Source organism: Kribbella sp. NPDC000426 (genome assembly GCF_040300265.1).
GTDB lineage: Bacteria > Actinomycetota > Actinomycetes > Propionibacteriales > Kribbellaceae > Kribbella.
This window is the reverse complement of the sequence record NZ_JBEPDK010000008.1, coordinates 415,009-436,493: the sequence shown is the minus strand read 5'-3', so window position 1 is coordinate 436,493 and position 21,485 is coordinate 415,009. Positions and strand designations below refer to the sequence as shown.

The window sequence follows — 21,485 nt, the reverse complement described above, 5'->3', positions numbered from 1 at the left end:
CCAAAATGCTCATTAGTGCGCGATACTGCGCAGAAACGAGCACTCACCGACGTCTACGCGCGCAACGGGTTCGCAGCGGCCAACAGGTCGTGGAACGGCGAGAACAGCGCCGGACTCGCCGCGATCGACATCTCCGGCGACACCGGCGCGCCGTTCAGGCCGCCGATCGTCGCCCCGGCCTCGGCCGCGATCAACGCACCCGCTCCGTAGTCCCACGGGTTCAGTCCGCGTTCGAACACCACGTCCAGCCGGCCGCACGCGACGTAGCAGAGGTCGATCGCGCCGACCCCGATCCGGCGGATGTCGCGGACCTTGGTGATCAGCTGCTGGATCACCTCCGCCTGCACCTGCCGGCGGGCCGGGTCGTACCCGAAGCCGGTCCCGACCAGCGCCTGGCTCAGCTCGGTCGCGCCCGACACCTGGATCGCCTTGCCGTCCGCGAACGCCCCGCCGCCCTTGGTCGCGGTGAACACCTCGCCCTTCGGCGCGTCCACGACCACGCCGGCGACGGTCTCCCCGGCGTACTCGACCGCGATCGAGACGGCGTACGTCGGGAGGTCGTAGAGGTAGTTGACCGTGCCGTCGATCGGGTCGACCACCCAGCGGACGCCGCTGGTGCCGACCACGTCGTCGCCCTCCTCGCCCAGGAACGAGTCGTCGGGACGGGCCTGCAGGACCCGGGCCCGGATCAGCTCCTCGGACTCGCGGTCGACGGCGGTGACCACGTCGGTGATCGTGCTCTTGGTGTCGGCGACCGTGATCGTGCCGCGGCGGCGCTCGACGATCAGCCTGGCCGCCTCCTCCGCCACCTCCACGGCCAGCTTGAGAAGGTCCTGCGGGCTGTCCGGCGACGACGTCATACGGCTTCCTTCTGAGGGGTAGGGCGACGCAAGGGTGGGCAGCAGTCGTGGCGGCAGTCGTCCCAGGCCGGGCCGAGCTTGCCGACGCAGGGCCGGTCCGGCTGCTCGCCGCGCTCGGCCGCGGCCCGCTCGACGACCAGGTCGCGGAGCATCATGACGAACTTCGGGTCGGTCCCCGGGGTCGCGGCCCGGGCCATCGGCAGGCCGAGTTTCTCGGCCGTCTTCGCGGCCTCGGTGTCGAGGTCGTAGATGACCTCCATGTGGTCGCTGACGAACCCGATCGGTACCACGGCCACCCCCGGCACGCCCTCGGCGGCCAGGACCTCCAGGTGGTCGTTGACGTCGGGCTCGAGCCACGGCACCTGCGGCGGCCCGGACCGCGAGCAGTAGACGAGGTCGGTACGACGTACCTGGCCGGTCCGGCGCTCCAGCTCGGCCGTGATCTCCGCGGCGACGTCCAGGTGCCAGTCGACGTACCCGTTGCCGTCGGGTCCGCTGGTCGCGTTCATCGCGGTCGGGATCGAGTGCGTCACGTACGCGATCGCGCTGCCCTCGGGCAGCCGGCTCAGCGCATCGGCCGTCGACTCGACGAACGACCCGACGAAACCGGGGTGGTTCGCGTAGTGCCGGAGCTTGTCGATCCGCGGCGCGTCCGGGACCTCCCGGGCCGCGTCCTCGAGGTTCTCCCGGTACTGACGACAGCCGGAGTACGACGGGTAGGCGGACGTGACGATCACCACCGCGCGGCGGACGCCGTCGGCCGCCATCTCGCGCATCGTGTCGGTCAGGTACGGCGCCCAGTTGCGGTTGCCCCAGTAGATCGGGAGGTCGAGGCCGATCTCGTCGAACGACGCCCGCAGCGCCGTCAGCAGCTCGCGGTTCTGGTCGTTGATCGGGCTCTTGCCGCCGAACGCGTAGTAGTGCTCCCCGACCTCCTTCAGCCGCTCGTCCGGGATCCCGCGGCCGCGGGTCACGTTCTGGAGGAACGGCAGGACGTCTTCGGGCTTCTCGGGGCCTCCGAAGGACAGCAGCAGGACCGCGTCGTACGGGGGTGCAGCAGGCGACATATTCCAAGCTTCTCAGACGACGAAACGTTAGGGTGTTCCCGGTCTCTCATGCTCAAGCCCTACGTTCATCTCATGCGCCGTCCCGGTGCCGGCGCCTTCTTCGCCGCCGGGATCCTCGGGCGTATGCCGATCTCGATGATCGGCCTCGGCATCGTGATCCTGATCGCCCGCGAGAGCGGCTCGTACGGCCTGGCCGGCGCGGTCTCGGGTGTCGCGGTCATCGCCGGCGCGTTGACGGGGCCGGTGCAGGGCCGGCTGGTCGACCGGTTCGGTCAGCGGATGCTGTTGCTGATCGGTTCGGTCCTCTGCACGGTCGCACTGGGCGGTCTCCTCGTCGCGGTCCGTGCGAATGCCGCCACCTGGATCCTGTACGCGCTGTCGTTCGTTGCCGGTGGCACCCGTCCGCAGGTCGGCTCGTTCGTCCGGGCACGCTGGACCCATCTGCTCGGGCGGGGCCGTGCGCTGCAGACCGCGTTCGCGTTGGAGGCGGTCGGCGACGAGGTCGTGTTCATCGTCGGTCCGGTCCTGGTCACCACGCTGGCGACCCAGTGGAGCCCGTACGCCGCTCTGACGGCCGCCGGCGTACTGGGGCTGGCCGGTGGCATCTGGCTGGCCACACTGCGCGCGTCGGACCCGCCAGGGCGTGGGAAGTCGAACGGCGCCGATCAGGCCCGGATGCCGTGGCTGTCGATCACACTGCTCAGCCTGATCGGTCTCGGCCTCGGTGCGACGCTCGGCGGCGCAGAGGTGATCACGGTCGCCTTCACCACCGAGAAGGGCCAGGCCGGCCTGGCCGGCGTCGTACTGGCGATCTGGGCGTTCGGGAGCCTGCTGGCCGGGCTCTGGTACGGCTCTGTGCACTGGCGCGCTCCGGTCGAGCGCCGGCTGCTGATCGGCACCATCGCACTGGCTGTCACGCTCGCACCGCTCCCCTGGGTCAACAGCGTGCTGCTGCTCGGTGTCGTGCTGTTCTGCTGTGGCATGACGATCGCGCCGACGATGGTGGCGGTCACCGCCTGCGTCGAGGAGTGGGTGCCGCCGGAGCGCCTGACCGAGGCGATCACCTGGACGGTCACCGGCATCCTGCTCGGCGTCGCGCCGGGCAACGCGGCTGCGGGGCATGCTGTCGACGTGTGGGGTCCGTCCGACGCCTACTGGGTCCCGTTCGGCGTGGGCATCGCGTGCGCGATCGTCGCCGCCGTCTCGATCACGTTCGCGCGGCCGAAGGAACGCTTCGCCCACAACTAGGCTTGTATCTCCGGTAACGGGAGATGTGAGGGTGTCGGGTATGGACCATTCGATCGGTGCGGTGGCGCGGTTGGCCGGCGTGTCGGTGAAGACCGTGCGGTACTACTCCGACCTCGGGCTGCTGACCTCACGACGTACGACGGCCGGCCACCGGCGGTACGACGAGACCGCGGTCGCGCGGCTGGAGCTGATCCGCACGCTGCGTGCTCTGGGCATCGACCTGGAGACGGTGCGGGCGGTGCTGGAGCGGGAGCGGACGCTCGCCGACGTGCTCGCGGCCCACGCCGACGCCCTCGCCGTACAGATCCGGACGCTGCAGGCGCAGCACGCCCTCGTATCGGTGGTCGCCCATTCCACTCCCGAGGAGCTCACCGAAATGACTGAACAGTTCGAGGAAGCACGCCGGACGCTGATCGCCGACTTCCTGACCGACGCGCTCGGCGACGACCCGGCCCTCGCCGCAGCTCGCCAGAACCTCACCCCCGTACTGCCTGACGACGCCGAGCCACGGCAGGTCGACGCCTGGCTCGAGCTGGCCGAGCTGGCCTCCTCAGAAGACTTCCGTGCCGCGGTACGGCGTCTTACAGCCGGCTACCGGGTCCTCTCCGGCGACAACCCGTTGCGGGCGGACCCGGAGCTCCGCAGGCAGCTGATCGACCTACGGCGTACTGCGGACCCACGCTGGCACCGGTACGTCGAACTGGTTGCCGTGGTCAACGGATGGGAGCCGCCGTCACGGGTTGCGGGGTAGCGGCGCGTTCCAGCCGCGACGGATCGCGACCAGCCGGATCGTGAAGCAGGTCAGCGCGGCGGCGATCGGGACCCACAGCGCGTGGTACTCCAGCGCCGCCGCGACCACCACGATGCCGGCGCCGAGCAGCGCCGGCGTGGCGTAGATCTCGGAGCGGAGTACGACGGGCACGCGGCCGCTGAGGACGTCGCGGATCACGCCGCCGCCGATGCCGGACAGCGTGCCGAGCAGCGCGGCCGAGAACGGCGACAGGCCGAACTGGATTGCCTTCAGCGCGCCGGTCACGCAGAACAGCGCGAGGCCGGCCGCGTCGAAGATGTTCACCAGCCGCTCGAGCCGGCCGATCCCCGGATGCAGGAAGAACGTCAGCAGACCGGCCACGATCGGGACGACCAGATACCGCCAGTCCCGCAGCGCGGCCGGCGGGGTCTGGCCGATCAGCACGTCCCGGATGAACCCGCCGCCGAGCCCGGTGACGAGCGCCAGCACCTGGATCCCGAACACGTCCAGCTTCTTGCGGACGCCGACCAGCGCCCCGGTGATCCCGAAGACGAAGATCCCCACCAGGTCGAGAACTTGCAGCACCATGGGCCAGACGCTAAACCACGAGCGCCGCCGCGCCGTCACTTCTATCGTTGGTGGACTTGGCGTCCTCCCGGCCTCGCAGCTGGGATCCAACCATCTACGCGGAGGTAGTGAGTTGAGGTTCACGCTTCGACGAGACGCGTACCGACGTCTCTCGGCGCACTCTGACGGCCCGCCCGGCCGCGATATTGATCGCCGCGTTCACATCGGCGTGTCCCTGATGTCCGCAGGCAACGCACAGGAAGACCGCTTGACTCTTGCGATTCTCCGGCGCGCCGTGCCCACAAGCACTGCAGGTCTGCGATGTGTAGGCGGGGTTGACTCTTTCGACCCGAGTTGGTGCTTTCTGCTCGAGTCGACGGACCAGGATAGTCCATCCGTTCGCAAGGATGCCCCGGTTCAATCCTGCCTTGGACCGTCGCCCGTTCGGCAGGTACGTCCCGGGACGTTCAGGATCCGGCCTGCGCCTCGGCCGCAGTGTCATCTGCCGAACTTGCAGATCTTCGACACGGATGATGTCGAAGCGCCGAGCCAGGTCGGTGCTCGTCTTCTCTGCCCAATCCTTGCGCCGGTCACGGCCTCGGGCGTACAACTTCGCCAACGCCGCCTTGACGCGCAACCGCCGGCTGGAGCCTCGCCGGCAACGTGCGAGCCGACGCTGCAGAACCTTCAGCCGCTGCTGTTCGGACGCAGAGAACCCTGGACACGACAGGAGTTCTCCAGTCGACAGAGCCGCCGAGACTACAACGCCGCGGTCGATACCGACAGCTTTTCCATTCCCCGGGGCAGGTGTCGGACGTGGGACCGCAGCGAACGCGATGTGCCAGCGACCCGCCCTGTCGCACGTGATGCGGTACGACTTCGCCTGCGGCACCGCTCGCGACCGACGGAACCACACCCAGCCGACCTTTGGCACCAACACTCGCGACCATCTGCGGTTCACGTGTGTCCACCGGGTTGCTTGCGAGCCGACAATGCGGAAGCCCTCATGCGATCCTGCTTTGCGCCACGTTGGTCGACGATGCGTACCGATGCCGAAGTTCTTGACCGCCTGCATGAAGTCGCGCAACGCTTGCTGCTGCACGGTCTGCGAGCCGGCCCGCAACCAGTCGACGGCAGCTCGAGCCTCGGTCAATTGCCGTGCTTGACCGGCGTACCCGGGCGTCGGATGCTTTGCTCGGGTGAGCATCAACCATTGCTCAAGGGCCAAGTTCCATACATACCGCGCGTGCCCACACTGCGCTACCAGCGCTGCATGCTGTTGTGGAGTCGGGTACATCCGAAATCTCGACACGCCATCAATCCAAGCAGAACTCACCGACAGTTCCGATCCTCGAGGCCCGGAAGCGAACTGTCGGCCGCAGCGGTATATCTCGCGAGGAACCGATGACCGACGTACCTGAAGTCGACTACACGAGCACCTCCTTGCGACCCAACTGGAGTTCCCTCCCATCCGCTGTCCAGCAAGCCCTCGCTGTTGCCCTAGGCACCGAGATCACCGCGGTGGCCGATCCGGTCGGGTCCGGCTTCACCGGCGGGTTCGCGGCCCGCGCGCAGCTGGCCGACGGCCGCCAGGTGTTCATCAAGGCAGCGCCGTCCGGGATGCACGCGTACGGCGCCTACCAGCGTGAGGCCGAGGTCGTGCCGCAACTTCCGGCCGTCGTGCGCGCGCCGGCGATCGTTGCCACTGCGCAGGTCGACGGCTGGTTCGCGGTGGCGTCCGAGTGCGTGACCGGCCGGATGCCCGGGACGCCGTGGACGATAGACGACTTCGATCGAGTCACGGCTGCTTGTGAGGAGATGGCTGTCGCGTTGCGGCCCAGTCCTCTCGAAGGCTTGAAGCCGTTCGGGTATCTGGTCGAGGACGATGTCGCCGTACCCGCGCAGATCCTGGCGGGTGAGCGTGAGCTTCCGCTGGGTCTGCAGCCGTGGCTGCCGCGAGTGCTGCCGGAGCTGGCCGAGTTGGCCGCAGCCGGGCCGGAGATCCTCGTCGGCGACACGGCGATGCACTCCGACCTGCGGCCGGACAACATGCTGATCGACGAGAGCGGCACGTGCTGGATCGTGGACTGGAACTGGCTGACGCTGGGGCCGCGTTGGGTGGACTGGGCGGGTCTGTTGCCGATCGCGCAGCACCAGGGCATCGACACGTTCGCCGCGATCAAGCGCAGTCCGCTGACGGCCGACGTACCCGGTGAACACCTCGACGCGTTCGTCGCGCTGATCGCCGCGTACATGTTGAAGAACGCCGATGCCCCACCGCCGACCGGATGTACGCCGGCGCTGCGCGAGCACCAGCGGCTGCACGCGTGGACGTTCCTCGACTGGCTCGCCGTACGCCGGGGCTGGTGAACGCCTACTGTTGTTGTATGACCAAAGGACCGGCCACGAGGTTCAAAGTCGAGGTGCTCGATGGTGAGCGGACGTCGCGGCGTGAGGATGTCGTCACCACCGAGGAGCCGCTGGAGTTGCGGCTGGAGTGGCCGGGGCGGCCGCCCGAACCCTTGGTCGTCACGATGCGGACGCCCGGCTCCGACTTCGAGCTGGCAGCCGGCTTCTGCCTCGGCGAAGGTTTCGCGGTCCGCCCGGACGCGATCCGAACGGTTGCCTACTGCACCGATGTCGCGCTGACCCGCGAGCAGCAGTTCAACACCGTCACGGTCACCTTCGACGGTCCCCCGGACCGCGAACCGCCCCAGCGGTACGGCGTCACGTCGGCCGCCTGCGGCGTCTGCGGCCAGCAGAGCCTCGACGAGCTCGCCGAGCGCGAGTACGACCCGGTCGACCCGGTCGAGGTCCCGGTCGACGTCGTACGGCGGCTGCCCGATCTGCTCCGCGAGGGGCAGACCACGTTCAACCGCACGGGCGGACTGCACGCGGCCGGCCTGTTCACCGTCGACGGCCGCAAGATCGTGGTGAAGGAGGACGTCGGCCGGCACAACGCCGTCGACAAGGTCGTCGGCTGGACCGTCCTCAACCACCACAGCCGCAAGGGCCTGGTCCTGGCCGTCAGCGGCCGCGCCGGCTACGAGATCGTCCAGAAGGCCGTCGCCGCCGGCATCGGCATGATCGTCGCCGTCAGCGCCCCCTCCAGCCTCGCCGTCGACCTGGCCCGCCAGTCCGGCATCACGCTGGTCGGCTTCACCCGCGGCGAACGCTGCGTCATCTACTCCGCCCCGGAGCGGGTCACGCGTCCAGCTTGAGGAAGGTGGCTTTGGGGACGTATTCGTAGCGGTCGGGCATGCAGGTCAGGATGATGATCTGGCCATGGTCGCCGGCCCGGCCGAGGAGGGCGCCCATGTCACGGAGGCGGGCCTTGTCGGACCAGCCGAGGGCGTCGTCGAAGATGACGGGAACGCTGCCCTCGCCGGTGCTGACCAGATGGCTGATCGCCAGGCGGGTGATGATCGCCAGCTGCTCCTGGGCGCCTGTCGACAGCGCGTCGACCCGAAGGCGGACGCCGTCGAGCTCTCGTTCCGCGACCGCGAGATCGTCGTCCAGCCAGACCTTGAACGACGGCCCGTAGACGCTCCGGCCCAGCGACTCGATGCGGGTCTGCAGGGGTTCGGAGTACTTCGTCTGGGCCTCTGCGCGATGCCGGCTCAGCGTCTCGTACACACGCCGAGCCGCCTCCGCCCGGCGCTCCAGGCTGTCGTGCTCCGCGCGTACGGCGGCCAACTCCAGGTCGGCCAGATCCCGCCGCGTCGCAAGCCCGTCGCGACCGGACTGCTCCAGCCGGCCCTCCGTCGTACGCAGGGCATCCCGCAGCGTGTCCCGCTCGCCCTGCAACCGTTTCGCCACCGCCAACGCGTGCGTCAGCTCGCCTGCGACCTGATCCGCGCCGGCCGCATCCGCCTGCTCCTGTACGACGGTCAGCTCCTCGAGCACCGCCTCGACCTCAGCCGTCGCCTCGGTCTCCGCCGCGGACACCCCGTCGTCGTCGAGCACCGCGCGCGCAGCCTCCAGCGCCTCGACCGCGGACGCCAGCCGCTCCCCGGCCAGCTCCGACCTGGCCCGCGCGTTCTGGGCCTCGGACCGGTCCTCGTCAGCAGCCTTCCGCGCCTGCGCCGCCGCGAACTCCGCGTCCGCGAGCAACCGCTCCGCCTCGGCCAGCCCGTCGCGCGCCTCTTCGAGCACTCGTTGCGCACCCGCAAGATCGCCCGCCGCCGGTGCAGGCTCGTCGACGTCGTCGAACAGCGTGTCGTGCGCAGACGCGAACTCCGTGAACTCCGCGAACAGCGACATCTGCCCCGGCACACCCTCGACCGCCGGCTTGCCTGATTCCTCTGCGGGGTCGTCAGGACCCAGCCGGGCACTGAGAACGGCGATCCGCTCCCCCGGATCCCCTCCGGCCGTCAGCGACTTCTCCGTCCGGCGGGCTTCGTTCAGCTCGGCGGTCGCGGTGTCCGCCTTCCGCAGCAACTCCCGCGCGGCGGCGACGTCCTTCACGCCGGCCTTCTTCAGCAGGTCCTTCTCCCGCCGTACGGCGTCGTCGACGCGCGACCGCAGCGTCGCAGCCTCGCCACCGGCCCGCACAGTCACCTCGAGCTGACCCGGTACGCCGATCACCAGCTCGCCCGAGACGAGGACCTCGGTCGCCTCGTCGAAGCCGAGCTCCGACGGCACAGCTCCGTCCAGGCCGGTCCCCGACAACTCCACGGGCTCCGCGCCCAGCCGCCGTACCGACACCTCGGGTACGCCGGCCGCAAGCGCCGCGCGGGCCTCGACCACGGCCGCGCGAGCGTCCTCCAGCGCCGCGACGATCGCGTCGTCGACCTTGATCCGGTCGAGGATCGTCCCGGCCGCCGCGATCCGCGCACGGACGTCGACCAGCTCGGTCTGCTGCCCCAGCAAACGATCGAGCTCGGCGCGATCCATCAGGTCCGAGACCCGCCGCTCGGCCGCCTGCACGTCCGTCCGCCGGAGGTCCTTCAGCTCGACGACCTCGGCCAGCGCCGCCTCGGCCGCCTGCACCATCTCGGCCGCGGTCTTGGCGACCAGGTCGGCATCCGCACGTTTCGCGGCCAGCTCAGCCTCGAACTTGGTGAACCGCTCGACCTCGTCCAGCAGCCGCTCGCGGTCGAGCCGCGTGCGGGTGTGGTTCTCCAGCCGGGCCCGCGCAGTCTCCGCCCGCGAGCGGACCGAGTCACGGCGGAGCAGGATCTCGTCAGTTGCCTTCTTGCGTTCGCGCAGCTCCTCGACCGACTTCAGGTGATCGGACAGCCGGGCGTCGACATCGGACAGGTCGAGGTTGAGCCGCTCGGCCCGGCGGATGTCGGACTGGACCTCCTCGATCGCCTGCAACGCCTGCGCCGCGCCCAGCTCGGCCGCGGACACCGTCTTCGCGGACCTCGCGTAGTCGCCGGTCGGCTTGCCGCGCGGCGTCCAGTACCGCAGGTACTCGTGCTCGACCGCAGTCACCAACGGCATCGACGCGCCGTCGACCGGCGTCCCCGACTCGGCGGTCACCGCGGTGATCAGCGGCTCGGCGTCGGCCGGCGTTGGCAGCACCAACGACTGGCCCTGGCTGACCATCAGCGTCTGCCAGAGCACCGGGTCGACGTTCTCGTGGAACAGCCGCTCGGCCTCGTTGTGCGCCTCGCGCCCGGTCCAGGACTGCCGCCGGCCGTCCGGCTCGACGATCGTCAGCTCGGTGGAGCGGTTCTTCAGCCAGCGCTTGGTGTAGGTCAGCTCGCGGCCGCCGAGGCTCAGCTCGGCGGTGACCTCCGGGCCGACGTCCTGCCCGACCGGCTGGATGTCGCGGATCCGGGTCGACTTCGAGTCGTCGGGCAGCTCGAAGACCAGCCCGAACGCCTCGACCAGGCTGGACTTCCCGACCTCGTTGTCGCCGACCACGACGGTGGTGCCGAGCGCGCGGAACCGGACAATGCGGTCTTTGACGCCACGGAAGTCCCGTAGCGCCAAGCTGTGCAATCTCATCCCGCGTCCCGCGCCAATCGGTGCATCAAGGACAACGCCGCACCCGCGCCCTCGTCGCCGCCGGCCAGCGCCTGTCGCAGCTCCTCCATCGCGGCGCGCGCGGGACCGCTCAACTGCAGCGACTCGAGGTCGGCCGCGTCCGGTGCGGGCCGGACGGTCCAGAACTTGGCCCAGCGCTCCACGCTGGCGAAGACCTCGCCCTGCGCGTCGATCATCGCGTCCAGCCGGCTCAGCAACGGCAGCGGCAACGAGCCGTCGCCGGCCAGCCGCACGTACGTCCGTTCCTTGTCCGGCAGCTCGGCGAACCAGTCCTCGAGCGCCTGGATCGACTCCTCGTCGAACAGCTCGACGCGGTGGTCGACCATGTGCCAGGCGCCAACGCGCACCGGTTCGACCTCGATGGCGCCGGCGCCGATCGTCACCTTCAGCACGTTGCCCGGAGCGTCCTCCTCGGGCGACGTGACCTCCTGCGTCCCGGAGAACCAGATCCGCTCGGTCACCTTCGTGGTGGAGTGCCGGTCGCCCAGCCCGACGTACTGCAGCCGGCCGTCCGCGACCGCGGCCTCCAGTGCGGTCTGGTCGATCGTCGGTACGTCGGACATGCCGCCGGACAAGCTGGTGAGCTGACCGTGGGCGAGCAGGATCCGGACGATCCCGGGCTCGGGCGTGAGGTCGGCGTACCCGGGCGCGGCCGGATCCGAGAGCGGGCGGCGCGAACGCCACGGTGCGCCGACGAGCTCGACCCCCGGCAGGATTTGAAAAGGCGTCGTTTCGGTCAGGACCGTGACGTGCTCCGGCGCGTGCGCCTGCCACTGGCTCGACGTCCACAGCGAGCCGGGCTCGAGTGCGTCGTGGTTGCCGGGCAGCAGGACGACGGGCACCGGGATCCGCTTCAGGGCTTCACAAGCGCGCAGGATCGTCTGCCGTTCGACCTGGTTGTGCTCGAACACGTCCCCGGTGACGACCACGAACGCCGCCCCGGTCTGCTCCGCGACCTCGCCGATCCGTGCGACAGCGTCCAGCCGCGCCTGGCCCCACCGGGCCTGACCGTCCGGCCCCAGGAACCGGCGCATCATTCCCAGCTGCCAGTCCGAGCTGTGCAGAAACGTGATCGACTCGTCCATTGCGGGAAGAACGCTAACCCGAGCCACCGACAGTCGCACACTCAACACTCAGAAGCGCCCCACACCGCCCACACTCCGGACAGGTTTCCGGCGTTTACCGGGGGAAGTCGGCGCTACGGGAGAGTTCGGACCAGGTGGCGACCTGGACCTGCGCAGCGCCGTACACGCCCTGGAGTGCGTCGACCGCGTCCGATCCGAGCGGCAGACGCAGCGGGGGCTCGGGGCTGGCGACGGCGGTGAGGATGGCCTGTGCGGCGCGGACCGGGTCACCGGGCTGGGTGCCGTTTCCGTTCGAGAGTGCGTCACGGACGGCTCCGACGGGGCCCTCGTAGGTGTCGCTGATCTCGGTCACGTACAGGGCGCTCGGCTCGTTGAACGACGTACGGAACGCGCCCGGCTCGACGATGATCACGCGGATACCGAACTGCTTGGTCTCGGCCGCGAGCGCCTCCGACCAACCCTCGAGCGCGAACTTCGACCCGCTGTACGCACTGATCCCCGCGAACGCGAAGCGCCCACCCTGACTGGTCAGCTGTACGACGGTGCCGCTCCCCCGCTCGCGCATCCCCGGCAGCACGGCCTTCGTCAACGCGACCGGCCCGAAGAAGTGCAGCTCCATCAACCCGCGCAGTTCCTCGTCGGTCGTCTCCTCGGCCGCCCCGACCATCCCGCGGCCGGCGTTGTTCACGAGTACGTCGATCCGCCCGTGCTGCGCGAGTACATCCGCGACCACCGCCGGAATCGCCTCGGTGTCCGTCACGTCCAGCTTCACCACCGACAGCCGCGCATGCTGCAGCTCGAGGGCTTCCGGCCGTCGTACCGCGGCTACCACGGTGTGACCCGCGGCCAGTGCCTCCTCCGTCAACGCCCGTCCGAATCCTGCTCCGGCACCTGTAATCAACCAGACCTCAGACATGCAGACAGCCTACGATCCGGGAGTGGCGATCTACCTCGAGACCGATCGGCTGAGGCTCAGCCGGTTCACCCCGGCCGATGTCGACCTGCTGCTGGCGTTGGACTCCGACCCGGAGGTGATGCGGTTCCTGACCCGGCAGCCGACGCCACGGGACGAGATCGAGAACGTCGTACTGCCGGACATCCTCAAGGTGTACGCCGAGCATCCGCAGCTCGGGACGTTCAAGGCCGAGGCAGCGGAAGGCTTCATCGGATGGTTCGGCCTGCAACCGACCGCCGAGGCTTCAACGGCCGGTGTCGGCTACCGGCTGCACCGGGCCGCCTGGGGCAAGGGCTACGCGACCGAAGGGACCAAGGCGCTGATCGCCCACGCCTTCGGCCTCGGCATGGAGCAGGTGGTCGCGGACACGATGGCGGTCAACCACCGCTCGCGAGCAGTGATGCGCCGGTCCGGCCTGCGGTTCCTGAAGATCTACCACGAGCACTTCGACGACCCCTTGCCCGGAACCGAGTTCGGCGAGGTCCTGTACGGCGCCGACCGCGCGACCTGGGAAGCTGTGCACCATGGATGAGCGACCGTACGCCGTACTCGACATCGACGCGACGCTGTCCGACACGAGCCGGCGGATCCACTTCATCGAGCGCAAGCCGAAGGACTGGGACTCGTTCTTCGCGCACGCCAAGGAGGACGCCGTCCTCGACGAAGGGCTCGCGGTCGCGACCACGCTGGCGGCCGAGCACGAGATCGTCTACCTGACCGGGCGGCCGGAGCGGCTGCGGCGGGACACGGTGAAGTGGCTGAAGGACAACGGCTTCCCGGACGGGAAGCTGTACATGCGCGGCAACACCGACCGGCGCCCGTCGACGATGATGAAGCTCGGCCGGCTGCAGCGTCTGGCCGAACAGCGCCCGGTCGCCGTCCTGGTCGACGACGACGTCAAGGTGATCGCCGCTGCCGAGAAGGCCGGCTATACAGTGATGAGGGCCGACTGGGGACTCGATGCCGAGACCCAGCCGACCCTCTTCGAAGCTCAGGAATCCGAAGGACGGACCTGAGACCTACTTGCTCAGCCCGAGGATCAGCGTGTTCGGGTAGGGCGGGTACTGCGGCAGGTAGAAGTTCTGCACCTTCGAACCGTGCAGGAACGCGTTCCGGGCGTAGATCAGCGGCACGACCGGTGCGTCGGCCATGATCTGCTTGTCCACCGCACCCCACATCCCGGCGGCCTTGGTCCGGTCCGACTCGGCCGTCGCCGCGGCGATCGCGGAGTCCACCGCCGGGTTGGAGTAGCGGGAGATGTTGTATCCCCCGTTGCCGATCTCCGACGAGGCGAACAGCGGCTGGATGTTGCCGATCGCGCTCGGGAAGTCCGGCAGCCAGCTCGACACGGTCAGGTCGAAGTCCGGCTTGTTCCCGGTGATCAGGTCGGTCAGCGGCTCGCTGTCCAGCGGCTTGATCGTGACCGTGATCCCGGCCCGCTTCAGACCCTGCTGGATCGCCTGCGCCACGCCGAGACCGGTCGTGTTGTCGGCGGCCAGGACCAGGTTCAGGTTGCCGGCACCGGCGGCCGCGAGCATCTGCTTGGCCTTGTCCGGGTCACCCGCCGGCGGCGCCGGGAACAGGTCGAACTTGCTGTAGCCGTCGATACCCGGCGTGATCAGGGTTGTGGCGAGCTCACCGCCGAACTCCGGACCGCCCTCGGCGACCTGGACGGCCTGCTTGTCGACGGCGTACTGGATCGCCTTGCGGACCTCGGGCTTGGCGAGCGCGGGGCGCTGCGTGTTCATCGCCAGGTACATCAGGGCGCCGGACGTCGACGTCGCCACCCGGGCCTTCACTGCGGGGTTGCCGGTGACGGTCGGGATCAGCGCGGCCGGGACGGAGACCCCGGTGGTGGCGGCGAACTTGTCGTCGCCGGCGTCCGCGATCAGCCGCTGGTTGACGACGTCGGGCTGCAGGCCCATGTCGGTCACGATCGAGTCCGGCAGACCGGTCCGGGCCGGGTCGGTCGACTTGTCCCAGTTCGGGTTGCGCGTCAGCACGAGCTTCGAGCCCGGCGAGTACGACTGCACCTGGTACGGGCCGCTGGCCATCGGCTTCTCGCCGTAGTGCGCGGGGTCGGTGTCGTCCTTCTTCGGCACCGGTGAGAACGCCGGCATGCTGACGATCCACGGCCAGTCGCCGTACGGCTTGTTCAGCTTGAAGACGATCGTGGAGTCGTCCGGGGTCTCGATCGAGGCCAGCTCGCCGCCCTTGTACGGGCCGGTGTACTTGTCGCCGCCGACGAGCAGCGACTTGTGGTAGCCGAGACCGCCGGACAGTTCGGGCGCGAACGACCGCTCGACGCCGTACTTGATGTCAGCGGCAACGATCGTCGACCCGTCGGCGTACTTCAGGCCCGGCTTCAGCTTGTAGGTCCAGGTCTTGCCGCCGTCGCTGACCTGGCCGGTGTCGGTGGCGAGGTCGGGGACCAGTTCGGTGGGCTTGCTGGGGTCGGTCTTCCACGACGTCAGGCCGCGCAGGACCAGGTGGATGCCGCTGATGCCGAGGTTCTGGCTCTTGGCCGGGTCGTAGCTGACTTCCTTGGCGGTGCTGAGGAAGTGCAGGGTGCCGCCCTGCTCCGCGGCCGCGGTGCTGCCACCGCTCGACGCGGTCTTGTCGTTGGCGTTGCAAGCGGCGGCCGCCAGCGCCAGCACGGCCGCTACCGCGACCGCTCGGGATATGCGTTTCATTGGTTCCTCTCAGAGGTGGGGGGCTCAGGGAAGTAGCAGGCGGCCCGATGCTCGGTGGAGCGTTCGGTCGAACCTTGGACGGGCTCGAGCACCGGTCGTTCGGTCGCGCACACGTCCTGCGCCTTGTAGCAGCGTGTCCGGAACGGACACCCGGACGGCGGGTCGATGGGCGTCGGTACGTCGCCGGTCAGCACGATCCGGTCCCGCTTCACGCCCGGCTCGGGCACCGGCACCGCGGACAGCAGCGCCTTCGTGTACGGATGCGCCGGGGACTCGTAGACCTGTGCGGCGGGGCCTTCTTCGACGATCGTGCCGAGGTACATGACCGCGATCCGGTCGGCGACCTGCCGGACCACGGCGAGGTCGTGCGCGACCAGCACGTACGACAGGCCGAGCTCGTCGCGCAGGTCGGCGAGCAGGTTCAGCACCTGGGCCTGGACGGACACGTCGAGCGCGGACACGGGCTCGTCGCAGACCAGGAGGTCCGGCTTCACCGACAACGCGCGCGCGATCCCGATCCGCTGGCGCTGGCCGCCGGAGAACTCGTGCGGGTACCGCTCGAGGTACTGCTCGGCGAGGCCGACCTGCTCCAGCAGTTCGACGAGTTGGGCGCGGGTCGGACGGATGCCTTGTGCGCGGTACGGCGTACTCAGGATCGTGCCGACCGACTGCCGCGGGTTCAGCGACGCCTGCGGGTCCTGGAAGACCATCTGGACCCGCCGGCGGACCGGCCGCAGCCGGCGACCGCGGACCTTGGTGACGTCGGTGCCGCCGATCTCGACGCGGCCGTGGGTCGGGTCGAGCAGGCGGGTCGCCACGCGGGCCAGCGTCGACTTGCCCGACCCGGACTCGCCCACCAGACCGACCGTTTCGCCCTTGTGCACCACGAGGTTCACGCCGTCGACCGCGCGGACCGCCTGCGCCTTGCGCCACGGGGCGCCGCGCAGACCGAAGTACTTCTTGACGTCCTTGAGGTTCAGCAGCTCCTCTCTCACAGGATCACCTCCGGCCGTCGTCCGAGATGGCAGGCCGCCTCGTGGTCGCCTTCACCGGGGCGTGGCGTCAGCTCCGGACGCTCGGTGATGCAGCGCTCACCGACCAGATGCGTGTACGCGCACCGCGGCTGGAACGGGCAACCGGTCGTGATCGAGCCCGGCGTGGGCGGGGTGCCCGGGATCGTGGTCAGCCGTGGCTTCGGCGGTACGTCGACCCGCGGCATCGCCCCGAGCAGACCCAGCGCGTACGGGTGGGCAGCCCGGAAGAAGATGTCCCGGACCGTACCGCGCTCGGCCGCGCGACCGGCGTACATGACCAGGACGTCGTCCGCGACCTCGGCGACGACGCCGAGATCGTGCGAGATCAGGACCAGCGCCGTACCGAACTCGGCCTGCACGTCGTCGAGCAGGCGCATGATCTGTGCCTGCACGGTCACGTCGAGTGCGGTCGTCGGCTCGTCCGCGATCAGCACTCTCGGGTCGTTCACCAGAGCCATAGCAATCACGACCCGCTGGCGCATTCCCCCGGAGAACTCGTGCGGGTAGCTGTCGGCCCGCCGGGACGCGTCCGGGATGCCGACCTTGTCGAGCATCTCGATGGCCCGCTGGTACGCCTTCTTCTTCGAGACGTCGTGGTGCAGGCGGTACGCCTCGGCGACCTGCCAGCCGACGCTGTAGTACGGGTTCAGCGCGGACAGGGCGTCCTGGAAGACCATCGCGATCTCGTTGCCACGGATCTTGCGGAGCTCGTCGTTCGGCAGGCCGATCAGCTCGCGGCCGTCGAGCAGCACCTCGCCGGTGACCTCGGCGTTCGAGGGCAGCAGGCCCATCACGGCGGCCGAGCTGACGCTCTTGCCGGAACCTGACTCGCCGACGATTGCGAGCGTCTCCCCCGGCGCGACGGCGAAGTCGATGCCGTCGACGGCCGGCACCGGGCCGCCCTCGGTCGCGAACGTGACGTGCAGGTCATGTACTTCCAGCACCGGCCTGTTGCTCGGCTCAGCCATGGCTCACCCTCGGGTCGAGCACACCGTGCACTATGTCCACCACCAGGTTCGCGAGGATGATCAGGAACGCCGAGAACAGCGTCACGCCGACGACCACGGCGACGTCGAGCGAGCCGACCGCGCTGATCAGCAGGTCGCCGAGGCCCTGCATGCTGAAGACCTTCTCGGTCAGGATCGCACCACCGAGCAGACCGCCGAGATCGAGGCCGAACAGCGTGATGACCGGGACGAGCACGCCGCGCAGCCCGTGCGTCACGACCACGCGACCCTCGCCGGCGCCCTTGGCCCGTGCCGTGGTGATGTAGTCGAGGTTCAGCTCCTCGAGCATCTGCGAACGGGTCAGCCGGATGTACGACGCCGCCTGCAGGATCGCGAGCACGATCCACGGCGTGATCAGGTGCCAGGCCCAGTCGACCGGGCTCTCGGTGAGCGGAACGTACCCGTTCACCGGGACCATGTTGAGCCAGAACCCGAACACCAGGATCGCCAGCAGCCCGAGCAGGAACGACGGCGTCGAGACTCCGACCAGCGCCACCCCGATCGCGAGCCGGTCGAGGATGCGGCCGCGGTTCAGCGCGGCGATCACGCCGAGTGAGACGCCGAGGAGCAGCCACAGTACGGCGGCGCCGAGCGCGATCGACGCGGTGACCGGCAGCCGGTCCAGGATCAGCGTGGTGACCGGGCGGGCCAGCGGGAACGAGTACCCGAAGCAGGGCGCGTTGCAGTGCACGGCCGCCGAGCCCTCGCCGAAGGTGCGGCCGGCGAAGATGCCCTTGAGGAAGCTCAGGTACTGCTGCAGGGTGCTCTGGTCGAGCTGCATGAAGTGCCGCGCCTGCTCCAGGCGGTCCGGCGTACAGGGCTTGCCGCAGGCCAGGTGGGCGGGGTCGGCGGGGATCGCGTAGAAGACCAGGTAGACAGCGAGGCTCAGCGCGAGCATCACGAGCAGCGCCGCGAACAGCCGGCGGATCACGAACCAAACGAGGTCGGGCATCAGCTCGTCCTCCGCAGCCGGACGTCGAACGCGTCCCGGACGCCGTCACCGAGAAGTGTGAAGCCGAGAACGGCGATGAACAGCATCGTGCCGGGGAACAGCAGGAACCACGGATCCGCGCCGGTGTACACCCAGGCGATCGAGTCCGAGATCGACCGCCCGAGGCTCGGTGTCGGCGGCGGTACGCCGACGCCGAGGAACGACAGCGCCGCCTCGGCGCCGATGTAGCCGGGGATCGCCAGCGTGGCGACCACCAGGACCGGGCCGAGCAGGTTCGGCAGCAGTTCGCGGGTGATGACCATCCAGCCGCTCGAGCCGACGCTGCGGGCCGCCTCCACGAACTCGCGAGCGACCAGCGAGCGGGCCTGGTTGCGGATCAGCCGGGCCAGGCCGGCCCAGCCGAAGAAGCTCAGCACCAGGATCAGCAGCAGCCAGCGCGGGAACCTGGCCGGGATGATGATGCCGAGGGCAATCATGAAGACCAGCTGCGGGAACCCGAACAGGAAGTCGAGCAGCCGCGACATGACCGCGTCGAACCAGCCGCCGAAGTACGCCGCGCTGATGCCGGCGAGCGTGCCGACGACCGTCGTGATCGCGGTGACCACGACCGCGATGAACAACGACGTCCGCAGGCCGAGGACGACGATCGAGAACAGGTCCCGGCCGGTCAACGGCTCGACGCCGAACCAGTGGGTGCCGCTGATCCCGCCCAGGGCGCCGGCCGGCGCGTTCCCGCGGTTCGGATCGAGCAGATCGATGTGGTACGTCGTCGCGTCCTGGCCGGCCAGTCGCACCAGCAGCGGCGCGGCCGCCGCGATCACGATCAGCACGCCGACCAGTGCGACGCCGACCCGGGCGCTGCGGTCACGCCGTAACCGGCGCAACGCCTGCCGGGTGGGTGAAACGGTCCCGGCGACCGAGGAACTCACAAGCACTCCCGACTGGTTGAATATTTACAGCCGACAAAACCTAGGCCGCATCCTTCCACCACTGCTGTTGCATCTCGAATTCCGAGAATCTCGGGTTGGTAACTCTGGATTCGGATAGCTGCTGCCGACTGGTTACGCTCCGCTGGTGGACGGCATGGTGCGGATCGGCGACCGGATGGTTCTCTACAACGTGGAAGGCGCCGAGGACGGGCTGCCTGCGCTGTCGTTCAGCGGTACGCCTTCGACCCGCTGGAAGCGGCCGGACGCCTTGGCGGCCATCGAGTCGTCCGGTCTGCGACTGGCCACCCCGGACCGCCCCGGCTACGGCGGGTCAACCCGTCAGCCTGGCCGGACCGTCGCTTCCGTGGCCGAGGACGCTCTCGCCGTGGCCGATGCGCTGGGCTGGGACCGCTTCGCCGTCACCGGCGGCTCCGGCGGCGGTCCGCATGCGCTGGCCTGTGCTGCGCTGTTGCCTGACCGGGTGACGAGGTGCGCGGTGATCGGGAGCAATTCGCCGCCGATCGTGGACGGCCCGGAGCCGACAGAGGAGGAGGAGCTCGCGGATCCACGGCGTAACCGCACCTCCTGGCGCGCGGTTCACGGTGACCTCCGGCTTGGGTTCGAGGAGACAGCCCAGGCGATCATGGCTGCTGTGGCGGACGGAGGGCCAGAGATCCCGCCGCAACCAGGAGCTGATCCCGGACCGCCGGCTCGCGAGGACCCCGCGGCTATGGCTCGGCTGACGGCGACCTTCGTCACCAGCCACGACGGCTGGCTGGACGACCACATCGCGTTCGCTACACCGTGGGGCTTCGAACTGGGCGACATCCGCGTCCCGGTCAGCCTCTGGCACGGCTCGGCGGACGAACGCGCCGGCAAGTCCGTCGAGTTTCTGGCCGCCGAGATAGCTCACGCGGAACGCAAGTACTACGTCGGCGGTCACATCCCGCCGACAAATGCGTACCGCGAATTGCTGCGCTGGCTGACACTGTCCTGATGGACCCCGTGGACGTGGCGCGCCAACTCGTCGAGGAGCTGTATCCGGATGCCCTGGCCGCTTGGCTCGGTGGCAGTGTGGCGCGCGGCGACGCGAGTAGTACGTCCGACCTGGACATCACTGTGCTGCTGGACGGTCCGCCGGCACCGATGCGGAAGTCGCTGGAGTACGCCGGGTGGCCGGTCGAGCTGTTCGTGCACACCGAGATGTCGCTGCGCTACTTCGCCGACAAGGACCAGGAGCGACGGCAGCCGACGATGATGCGGCTCGTCGGGGAGTCCGTCGTACTGCTGGACGTGGATGGGTGTGGGGCGCGGTTGCAGGAGGAGTACCTGGCCGAGGTGGCGGCTGGGCCGAAGCTGTTGTCGCAGGACGAGCTGGACCTGCTGCGTTACACGATCACCAATCTGATCGACGACCTGTCGGATGCGTCCGGTGATGTGCGGCTGGCAATCGCTTCGGTGCTGTGGCAGGACGCGGCGCGGTTGTTGCTGACCGGTGCCGGGCGGTGGTCCGGCACCGGTAAGGGGCTGCTGCGGGAGGTTGCGGCGTACGACAGTGCACAGGCTGCGGCGCTGATGGACGGCGTACGGGCGGAGGACGATCGGCTGGTCGTTGCCGTGGACCACATCCTTGACGGCTTCGGTGGGCGGCTGTTTGCGGGCTTCGAGCTCGCGGCCAAGCTCTAGCCGATCAGCTCCCAGCGGCGCTTCGGGAAGAGGCGGACGGCGGCGACTGCGGCCGCTGCACCGATCAGGACGCCGAGGATGATCCAGCGCCAGCCGGTGAAGGCGTTGGTCTGGGTTTGGGCCTGAGCGGGTGCCGGTTGGGGTGTGGTGACCGGTGCCGACGGGTCCGCTACCGAGTAGCCGTTGTCGAGGGTGGGGCCGCCGTCGAACTTGCCGTCGAGGAGCTTGAACGTTCCTAGCACCTGCAGGAGGCGGTCTGGGTCGGCGGCTCGGTGCCAGGTGGGCTTGGCCGGCTTGGTTTCCGTTGTGAACTCCTCTGTGGAGATCCACGGGCCACCAGGCGCGTCCGGGTAGATGACGTCGATCCGCCAGACGCTCATGTCGTGGATGAGCCAGGTCGCGCGGACGAACTTGCCGACGCTGTGGACGTCGTCGCCGGTGTCGGGCTTCGACGGGCCCTGGATCAGGTTCTGCAGGTCGTAGTACCGCTCGTCGTCGTAGCCGACTGCGGTCACGTGCGGTGGTGCGCTGAGCAGGACGCTGGTGGGGCCTCCTGCTTGCGCCGGCAGGGCTGTGAGGCCTGTCAGGGCTAGTAGTGCGGCGGCGAGTGCGAGCGTGCGACGGATCATGGCGGCTCTCCTTTCGCGCTGGATA

At 69.3% G+C, this 21,485-nt stretch carries 21 protein-coding genes; 8 read left to right on the top strand and 13 right to left on the bottom strand.

Annotation, left to right across the window (positions count from 1 at the left end; translation table 11 throughout):
* Positions 1-53: 53 nt before the first annotated feature.
* On the bottom strand, positions 54-860 hold the full coding sequence (locus ABT313_RS36620; protein ID WP_350863562.1) for an inositol monophosphatase family protein: 807 nt from the start codon (positions 858-860) through the stop codon (positions 54-56).
* Positions 857-1,927 (bottom strand): ferrochelatase, encoded by a 1,071-nt coding sequence (locus ABT313_RS36615; RefSeq protein ID WP_350863559.1) that lies wholly within the window; start codon positions 1,925-1,927, stop codon positions 857-859. Before ABT313_RS36615 ends, ABT313_RS36620 begins: the two co-directional genes overlap by 4 nt.
* Before the next feature lie 72 nt (positions 1,928-1,999).
* Here ABT313_RS36615 and ABT313_RS36610 point away from each other — a divergent pair, with 72 nt between their 5' ends.
* On the top strand, positions 2,000-3,175 hold the full coding sequence (locus ABT313_RS36610; RefSeq protein ID WP_350863556.1) for an MFS transporter: 1,176 nt from the start codon (positions 2,000-2,002) through the stop codon (positions 3,173-3,175).
* A gap of 40 nt (positions 3,176-3,215) precedes the next feature.
* Entirely contained in the window at positions 3,216-3,926 is a 711-nt protein-coding gene (locus tag ABT313_RS36605; protein WP_350863554.1) for a MerR family transcriptional regulator, read from the top strand.
* On the opposite strand, the gene ABT313_RS36600 is transcribed toward ABT313_RS36605, so the two are convergent.
* Both ABT313_RS36600 and ABT313_RS36595 read right to left on the bottom strand, forming a co-directional pair.
* Positions 3,909-4,514 (bottom strand): trimeric intracellular cation channel family protein, encoded by a 606-nt coding sequence (locus ABT313_RS36600; protein WP_350863551.1) that lies wholly within the window; start codon positions 4,512-4,514, stop codon positions 3,909-3,911. The genes ABT313_RS36605 and ABT313_RS36600 overlap by 18 nt on opposite strands.
* Before the next feature lie 94 nt (positions 4,515-4,608).
* Complete coding sequence (locus ABT313_RS36595) at positions 4,609-5,790, bottom strand: RNA-guided endonuclease InsQ/TnpB family protein (protein WP_350863827.1); 1,182 nt, start codon at positions 5,788-5,790, stop codon at positions 4,609-4,611.
* A 107-nt stretch (positions 5,791-5,897) separates the two neighbouring features.
* On the opposite strand from ABT313_RS36595, the gene ABT313_RS36590 reads away from it, so the two are divergent.
* Both ABT313_RS36590 and fdhD read left to right on the top strand, forming a co-directional pair.
* Positions 5,898-6,863 (top strand): phosphotransferase family protein, encoded by a 966-nt coding sequence (locus ABT313_RS36590; protein ID WP_350863548.1) that lies wholly within the window; start codon positions 5,898-5,900, stop codon positions 6,861-6,863.
* 17 nt (positions 6,864-6,880) lie between these two features.
* Positions 6,881-7,714, top strand: a complete 834-nt coding sequence (gene fdhD / locus ABT313_RS36585; RefSeq protein ID WP_350863545.1) for a formate dehydrogenase accessory sulfurtransferase FdhD — start codon at positions 6,881-6,883, stop codon at positions 7,712-7,714.
* Here the strand turns inward: fdhD and ABT313_RS36580 are convergent.
* From ABT313_RS36580 to ABT313_RS36570, 3 genes are all read right to left on the bottom strand, one after another.
* Positions 7,698-10,451, bottom strand: a complete 2,754-nt coding sequence (locus ABT313_RS36580; RefSeq protein ID WP_350863543.1) for an AAA family ATPase — start codon at positions 10,449-10,451, stop codon at positions 7,698-7,700. The two genes, fdhD and ABT313_RS36580, sit on opposite strands and share 17 nt — an antisense overlap.
* The gene (locus ABT313_RS36575) at positions 10,448-11,575 is read right to left on the bottom strand and encodes a metallophosphoesterase family protein (RefSeq protein ID WP_350863540.1); all 1,128 of its coding nucleotides are present in this window, start codon (positions 11,573-11,575) and stop codon (positions 10,448-10,450) included. The genes ABT313_RS36580 and ABT313_RS36575 overlap by 4 nt, the downstream gene beginning before the upstream one ends.
* 94 nt (positions 11,576-11,669) lie before the next feature.
* Positions 11,670-12,491 (bottom strand): oxidoreductase, encoded by an 822-nt coding sequence (locus tag ABT313_RS36570; RefSeq protein WP_350863537.1) that lies wholly within the window; start codon positions 12,489-12,491, stop codon positions 11,670-11,672.
* Between ABT313_RS36570 and ABT313_RS36565 the strand changes: the two genes are divergently transcribed.
* Together ABT313_RS36565 and ABT313_RS36560 are read left to right on the top strand one after the other, a co-directional pair.
* The gene (locus ABT313_RS36565; RefSeq protein WP_350863534.1) at positions 12,490-13,062 is read left to right on the top strand and encodes a GNAT family N-acetyltransferase; all 573 of its coding nucleotides are present in this window, start codon (positions 12,490-12,492) and stop codon (positions 13,060-13,062) included. The two genes, ABT313_RS36570 and ABT313_RS36565, sit on opposite strands and share 2 nt — an antisense overlap.
* On the top strand, positions 13,055-13,546 hold the full coding sequence (locus ABT313_RS36560; protein WP_350863532.1) for a phosphatase domain-containing protein: 492 nt from the start codon (positions 13,055-13,057) through the stop codon (positions 13,544-13,546). Before ABT313_RS36565 ends, ABT313_RS36560 begins: the two co-directional genes overlap by 8 nt.
* Positions 13,547-13,549: 3 nt before the next feature.
* Here the strand turns inward: ABT313_RS36560 and ABT313_RS36555 are convergent, their stop codons facing one another.
* From ABT313_RS36555 to ABT313_RS36535, 5 genes are read right to left on the bottom strand one after another with little or no spacing between them, the layout of a single operon-like run.
* Positions 13,550-15,223 carry an ABC transporter substrate-binding protein gene (locus tag ABT313_RS36555; RefSeq protein WP_350863530.1) on the bottom strand — a complete coding sequence of 558 codons (1,674 nt, stop codon included), beginning with the start codon at positions 15,221-15,223 and terminating at the stop codon, positions 13,550-13,552.
* On the bottom strand, positions 15,220-16,218 hold the full coding sequence (locus ABT313_RS36550) for an ABC transporter ATP-binding protein (RefSeq protein ID WP_350863527.1): 999 nt from the start codon (positions 16,216-16,218) through the stop codon (positions 15,220-15,222). Before ABT313_RS36550 ends, ABT313_RS36555 begins: the two co-directional genes overlap by 4 nt.
* The gene (locus tag ABT313_RS36545; protein WP_350863524.1) at positions 16,215-17,225 is read right to left on the bottom strand and encodes an ABC transporter ATP-binding protein; all 1,011 of its coding nucleotides are present in this window, start codon (positions 17,223-17,225) and stop codon (positions 16,215-16,217) included. Before ABT313_RS36545 ends, ABT313_RS36550 begins: the two co-directional genes overlap by 4 nt.
* Positions 17,218-18,216: an ABC transporter permease gene (locus ABT313_RS36540; protein ID WP_350863521.1), complete on the bottom strand. Its 999-nt coding sequence runs from the start codon at positions 18,214-18,216 to the stop codon at positions 17,218-17,220. Before ABT313_RS36540 ends, ABT313_RS36545 begins: the two co-directional genes overlap by 8 nt.
* On the bottom strand, positions 18,216-19,145 hold the full coding sequence (locus ABT313_RS36535) for an ABC transporter permease (protein WP_350863519.1): 930 nt from the start codon (positions 19,143-19,145) through the stop codon (positions 18,216-18,218). Before ABT313_RS36535 ends, ABT313_RS36540 begins: the two co-directional genes overlap by 1 nt.
* 154 nt (positions 19,146-19,299) lie before the next feature.
* On the opposite strand from ABT313_RS36535, the gene ABT313_RS36530 reads away from it, so the two are divergent.
* Complete coding sequence (locus ABT313_RS36530) at positions 19,300-20,142, top strand: alpha/beta hydrolase (protein ID WP_350863824.1); 843 nt, start codon at positions 19,300-19,302, stop codon at positions 20,140-20,142.
* On the top strand, positions 20,142-20,831 hold the full coding sequence (locus tag ABT313_RS36525; RefSeq protein WP_350863516.1) for a nucleotidyltransferase domain-containing protein: 690 nt from the start codon (positions 20,142-20,144) through the stop codon (positions 20,829-20,831). Before ABT313_RS36530 ends, ABT313_RS36525 begins: the two co-directional genes overlap by 1 nt.
* Here the strand turns inward: ABT313_RS36525 and ABT313_RS36520 are convergent.
* Positions 20,828-21,460: a hypothetical protein gene (locus ABT313_RS36520; RefSeq protein ID WP_350863512.1), complete on the bottom strand. Its 633-nt coding sequence runs from the start codon at positions 21,458-21,460 to the stop codon at positions 20,828-20,830. The genes ABT313_RS36525 and ABT313_RS36520 overlap by 4 nt on opposite strands.
* Between the last annotated feature and the right edge of the window lie 25 nt (positions 21,461-21,485).

What these genes read in the sequence shown, in the direction of transcription:
- ABT313_RS36615 (WP_350863559.1), bottom strand. Translation starts at nt 1,927, where the DNA reads ATGTCGCCTGCTGCACCCCCGTACGACGCGGTCCTGCTGCTGTCCTTC.
- ABT313_RS36600 (WP_350863551.1), bottom strand. Translation starts at nt 4,514, where the DNA reads ATGGTGCTGCAAGTTCTCGACCTGGTGGGGATCTTCGTCTTCGGGATC.
- ABT313_RS36565 (WP_350863534.1), top strand. Translation starts at nt 12,490, where the DNA reads ATGCAGACAGCCTACGATCCGGGAGTGGCGATCTACCTCGAGACCGAT.
- ABT313_RS36575 (WP_350863540.1), bottom strand. Translation starts at nt 11,575, where the DNA reads ATGGACGAGTCGATCACGTTTCTGCACAGCTCGGACTGGCAGCTGGGA.
- ABT313_RS36555 (WP_350863530.1), bottom strand. Translation starts at nt 15,223, where the DNA reads ATGAAACGCATATCCCGAGCGGTCGCGGTAGCGGCCGTGCTGGCGCTG.
- ABT313_RS36605 (WP_350863554.1), top strand. Translation starts at nt 3,216, where the DNA reads ATGGACCATTCGATCGGTGCGGTGGCGCGGTTGGCCGGCGTGTCGGTG.
- ABT313_RS36520 (WP_350863512.1), bottom strand. Translation starts at nt 21,460, where the DNA reads ATGATCCGTCGCACGCTCGCACTCGCCGCCGCACTACTAGCCCTGACA.
- ABT313_RS36525 (WP_350863516.1), top strand. Translation starts at nt 20,142, where the DNA reads ATGGACCCCGTGGACGTGGCGCGCCAACTCGTCGAGGAGCTGTATCCG.
- ABT313_RS36530 (WP_350863824.1), top strand. Translation starts at nt 19,300, where the DNA reads ATGGTGCGGATCGGCGACCGGATGGTTCTCTACAACGTGGAAGGCGCC.
- ABT313_RS36590 (WP_350863548.1), top strand. Translation starts at nt 5,898, where the DNA reads ATGACCGACGTACCTGAAGTCGACTACACGAGCACCTCCTTGCGACCC.
- ABT313_RS36570 (WP_350863537.1), bottom strand. Translation starts at nt 12,491, where the DNA reads ATGTCTGAGGTCTGGTTGATTACAGGTGCCGGAGCAGGATTCGGACGG.
- ABT313_RS36610 (WP_350863556.1), top strand. Translation starts at nt 2,000, where the DNA reads ATGCGCCGTCCCGGTGCCGGCGCCTTCTTCGCCGCCGGGATCCTCGGG.
- fdhD (WP_350863545.1), top strand. Translation starts at nt 6,881, where the DNA reads ATGACCAAAGGACCGGCCACGAGGTTCAAAGTCGAGGTGCTCGATGGT.
- ABT313_RS36580 (WP_350863543.1), bottom strand. Translation starts at nt 10,451, where the DNA reads ATGAGATTGCACAGCTTGGCGCTACGGGACTTCCGTGGCGTCAAAGAC.
- ABT313_RS36540 (WP_350863521.1), bottom strand. Translation starts at nt 18,216, where the DNA reads ATGCCCGACCTCGTTTGGTTCGTGATCCGCCGGCTGTTCGCGGCGCTG.
- ABT313_RS36595 (WP_350863827.1), bottom strand. Translation starts at nt 5,790, where the DNA reads ATGTACCCGACTCCACAACAGCATGCAGCGCTGGTAGCGCAGTGTGGG.
- ABT313_RS36545 (WP_350863524.1), bottom strand. Translation starts at nt 17,225, where the DNA reads ATGGCTGAGCCGAGCAACAGGCCGGTGCTGGAAGTACATGACCTGCAC.
- ABT313_RS36560 (WP_350863532.1), top strand. Translation starts at nt 13,055, where the DNA reads ATGGATGAGCGACCGTACGCCGTACTCGACATCGACGCGACGCTGTCC.
- ABT313_RS36620 (WP_350863562.1), bottom strand. Translation starts at nt 860, where the DNA reads ATGACGTCGTCGCCGGACAGCCCGCAGGACCTTCTCAAGCTGGCCGTG.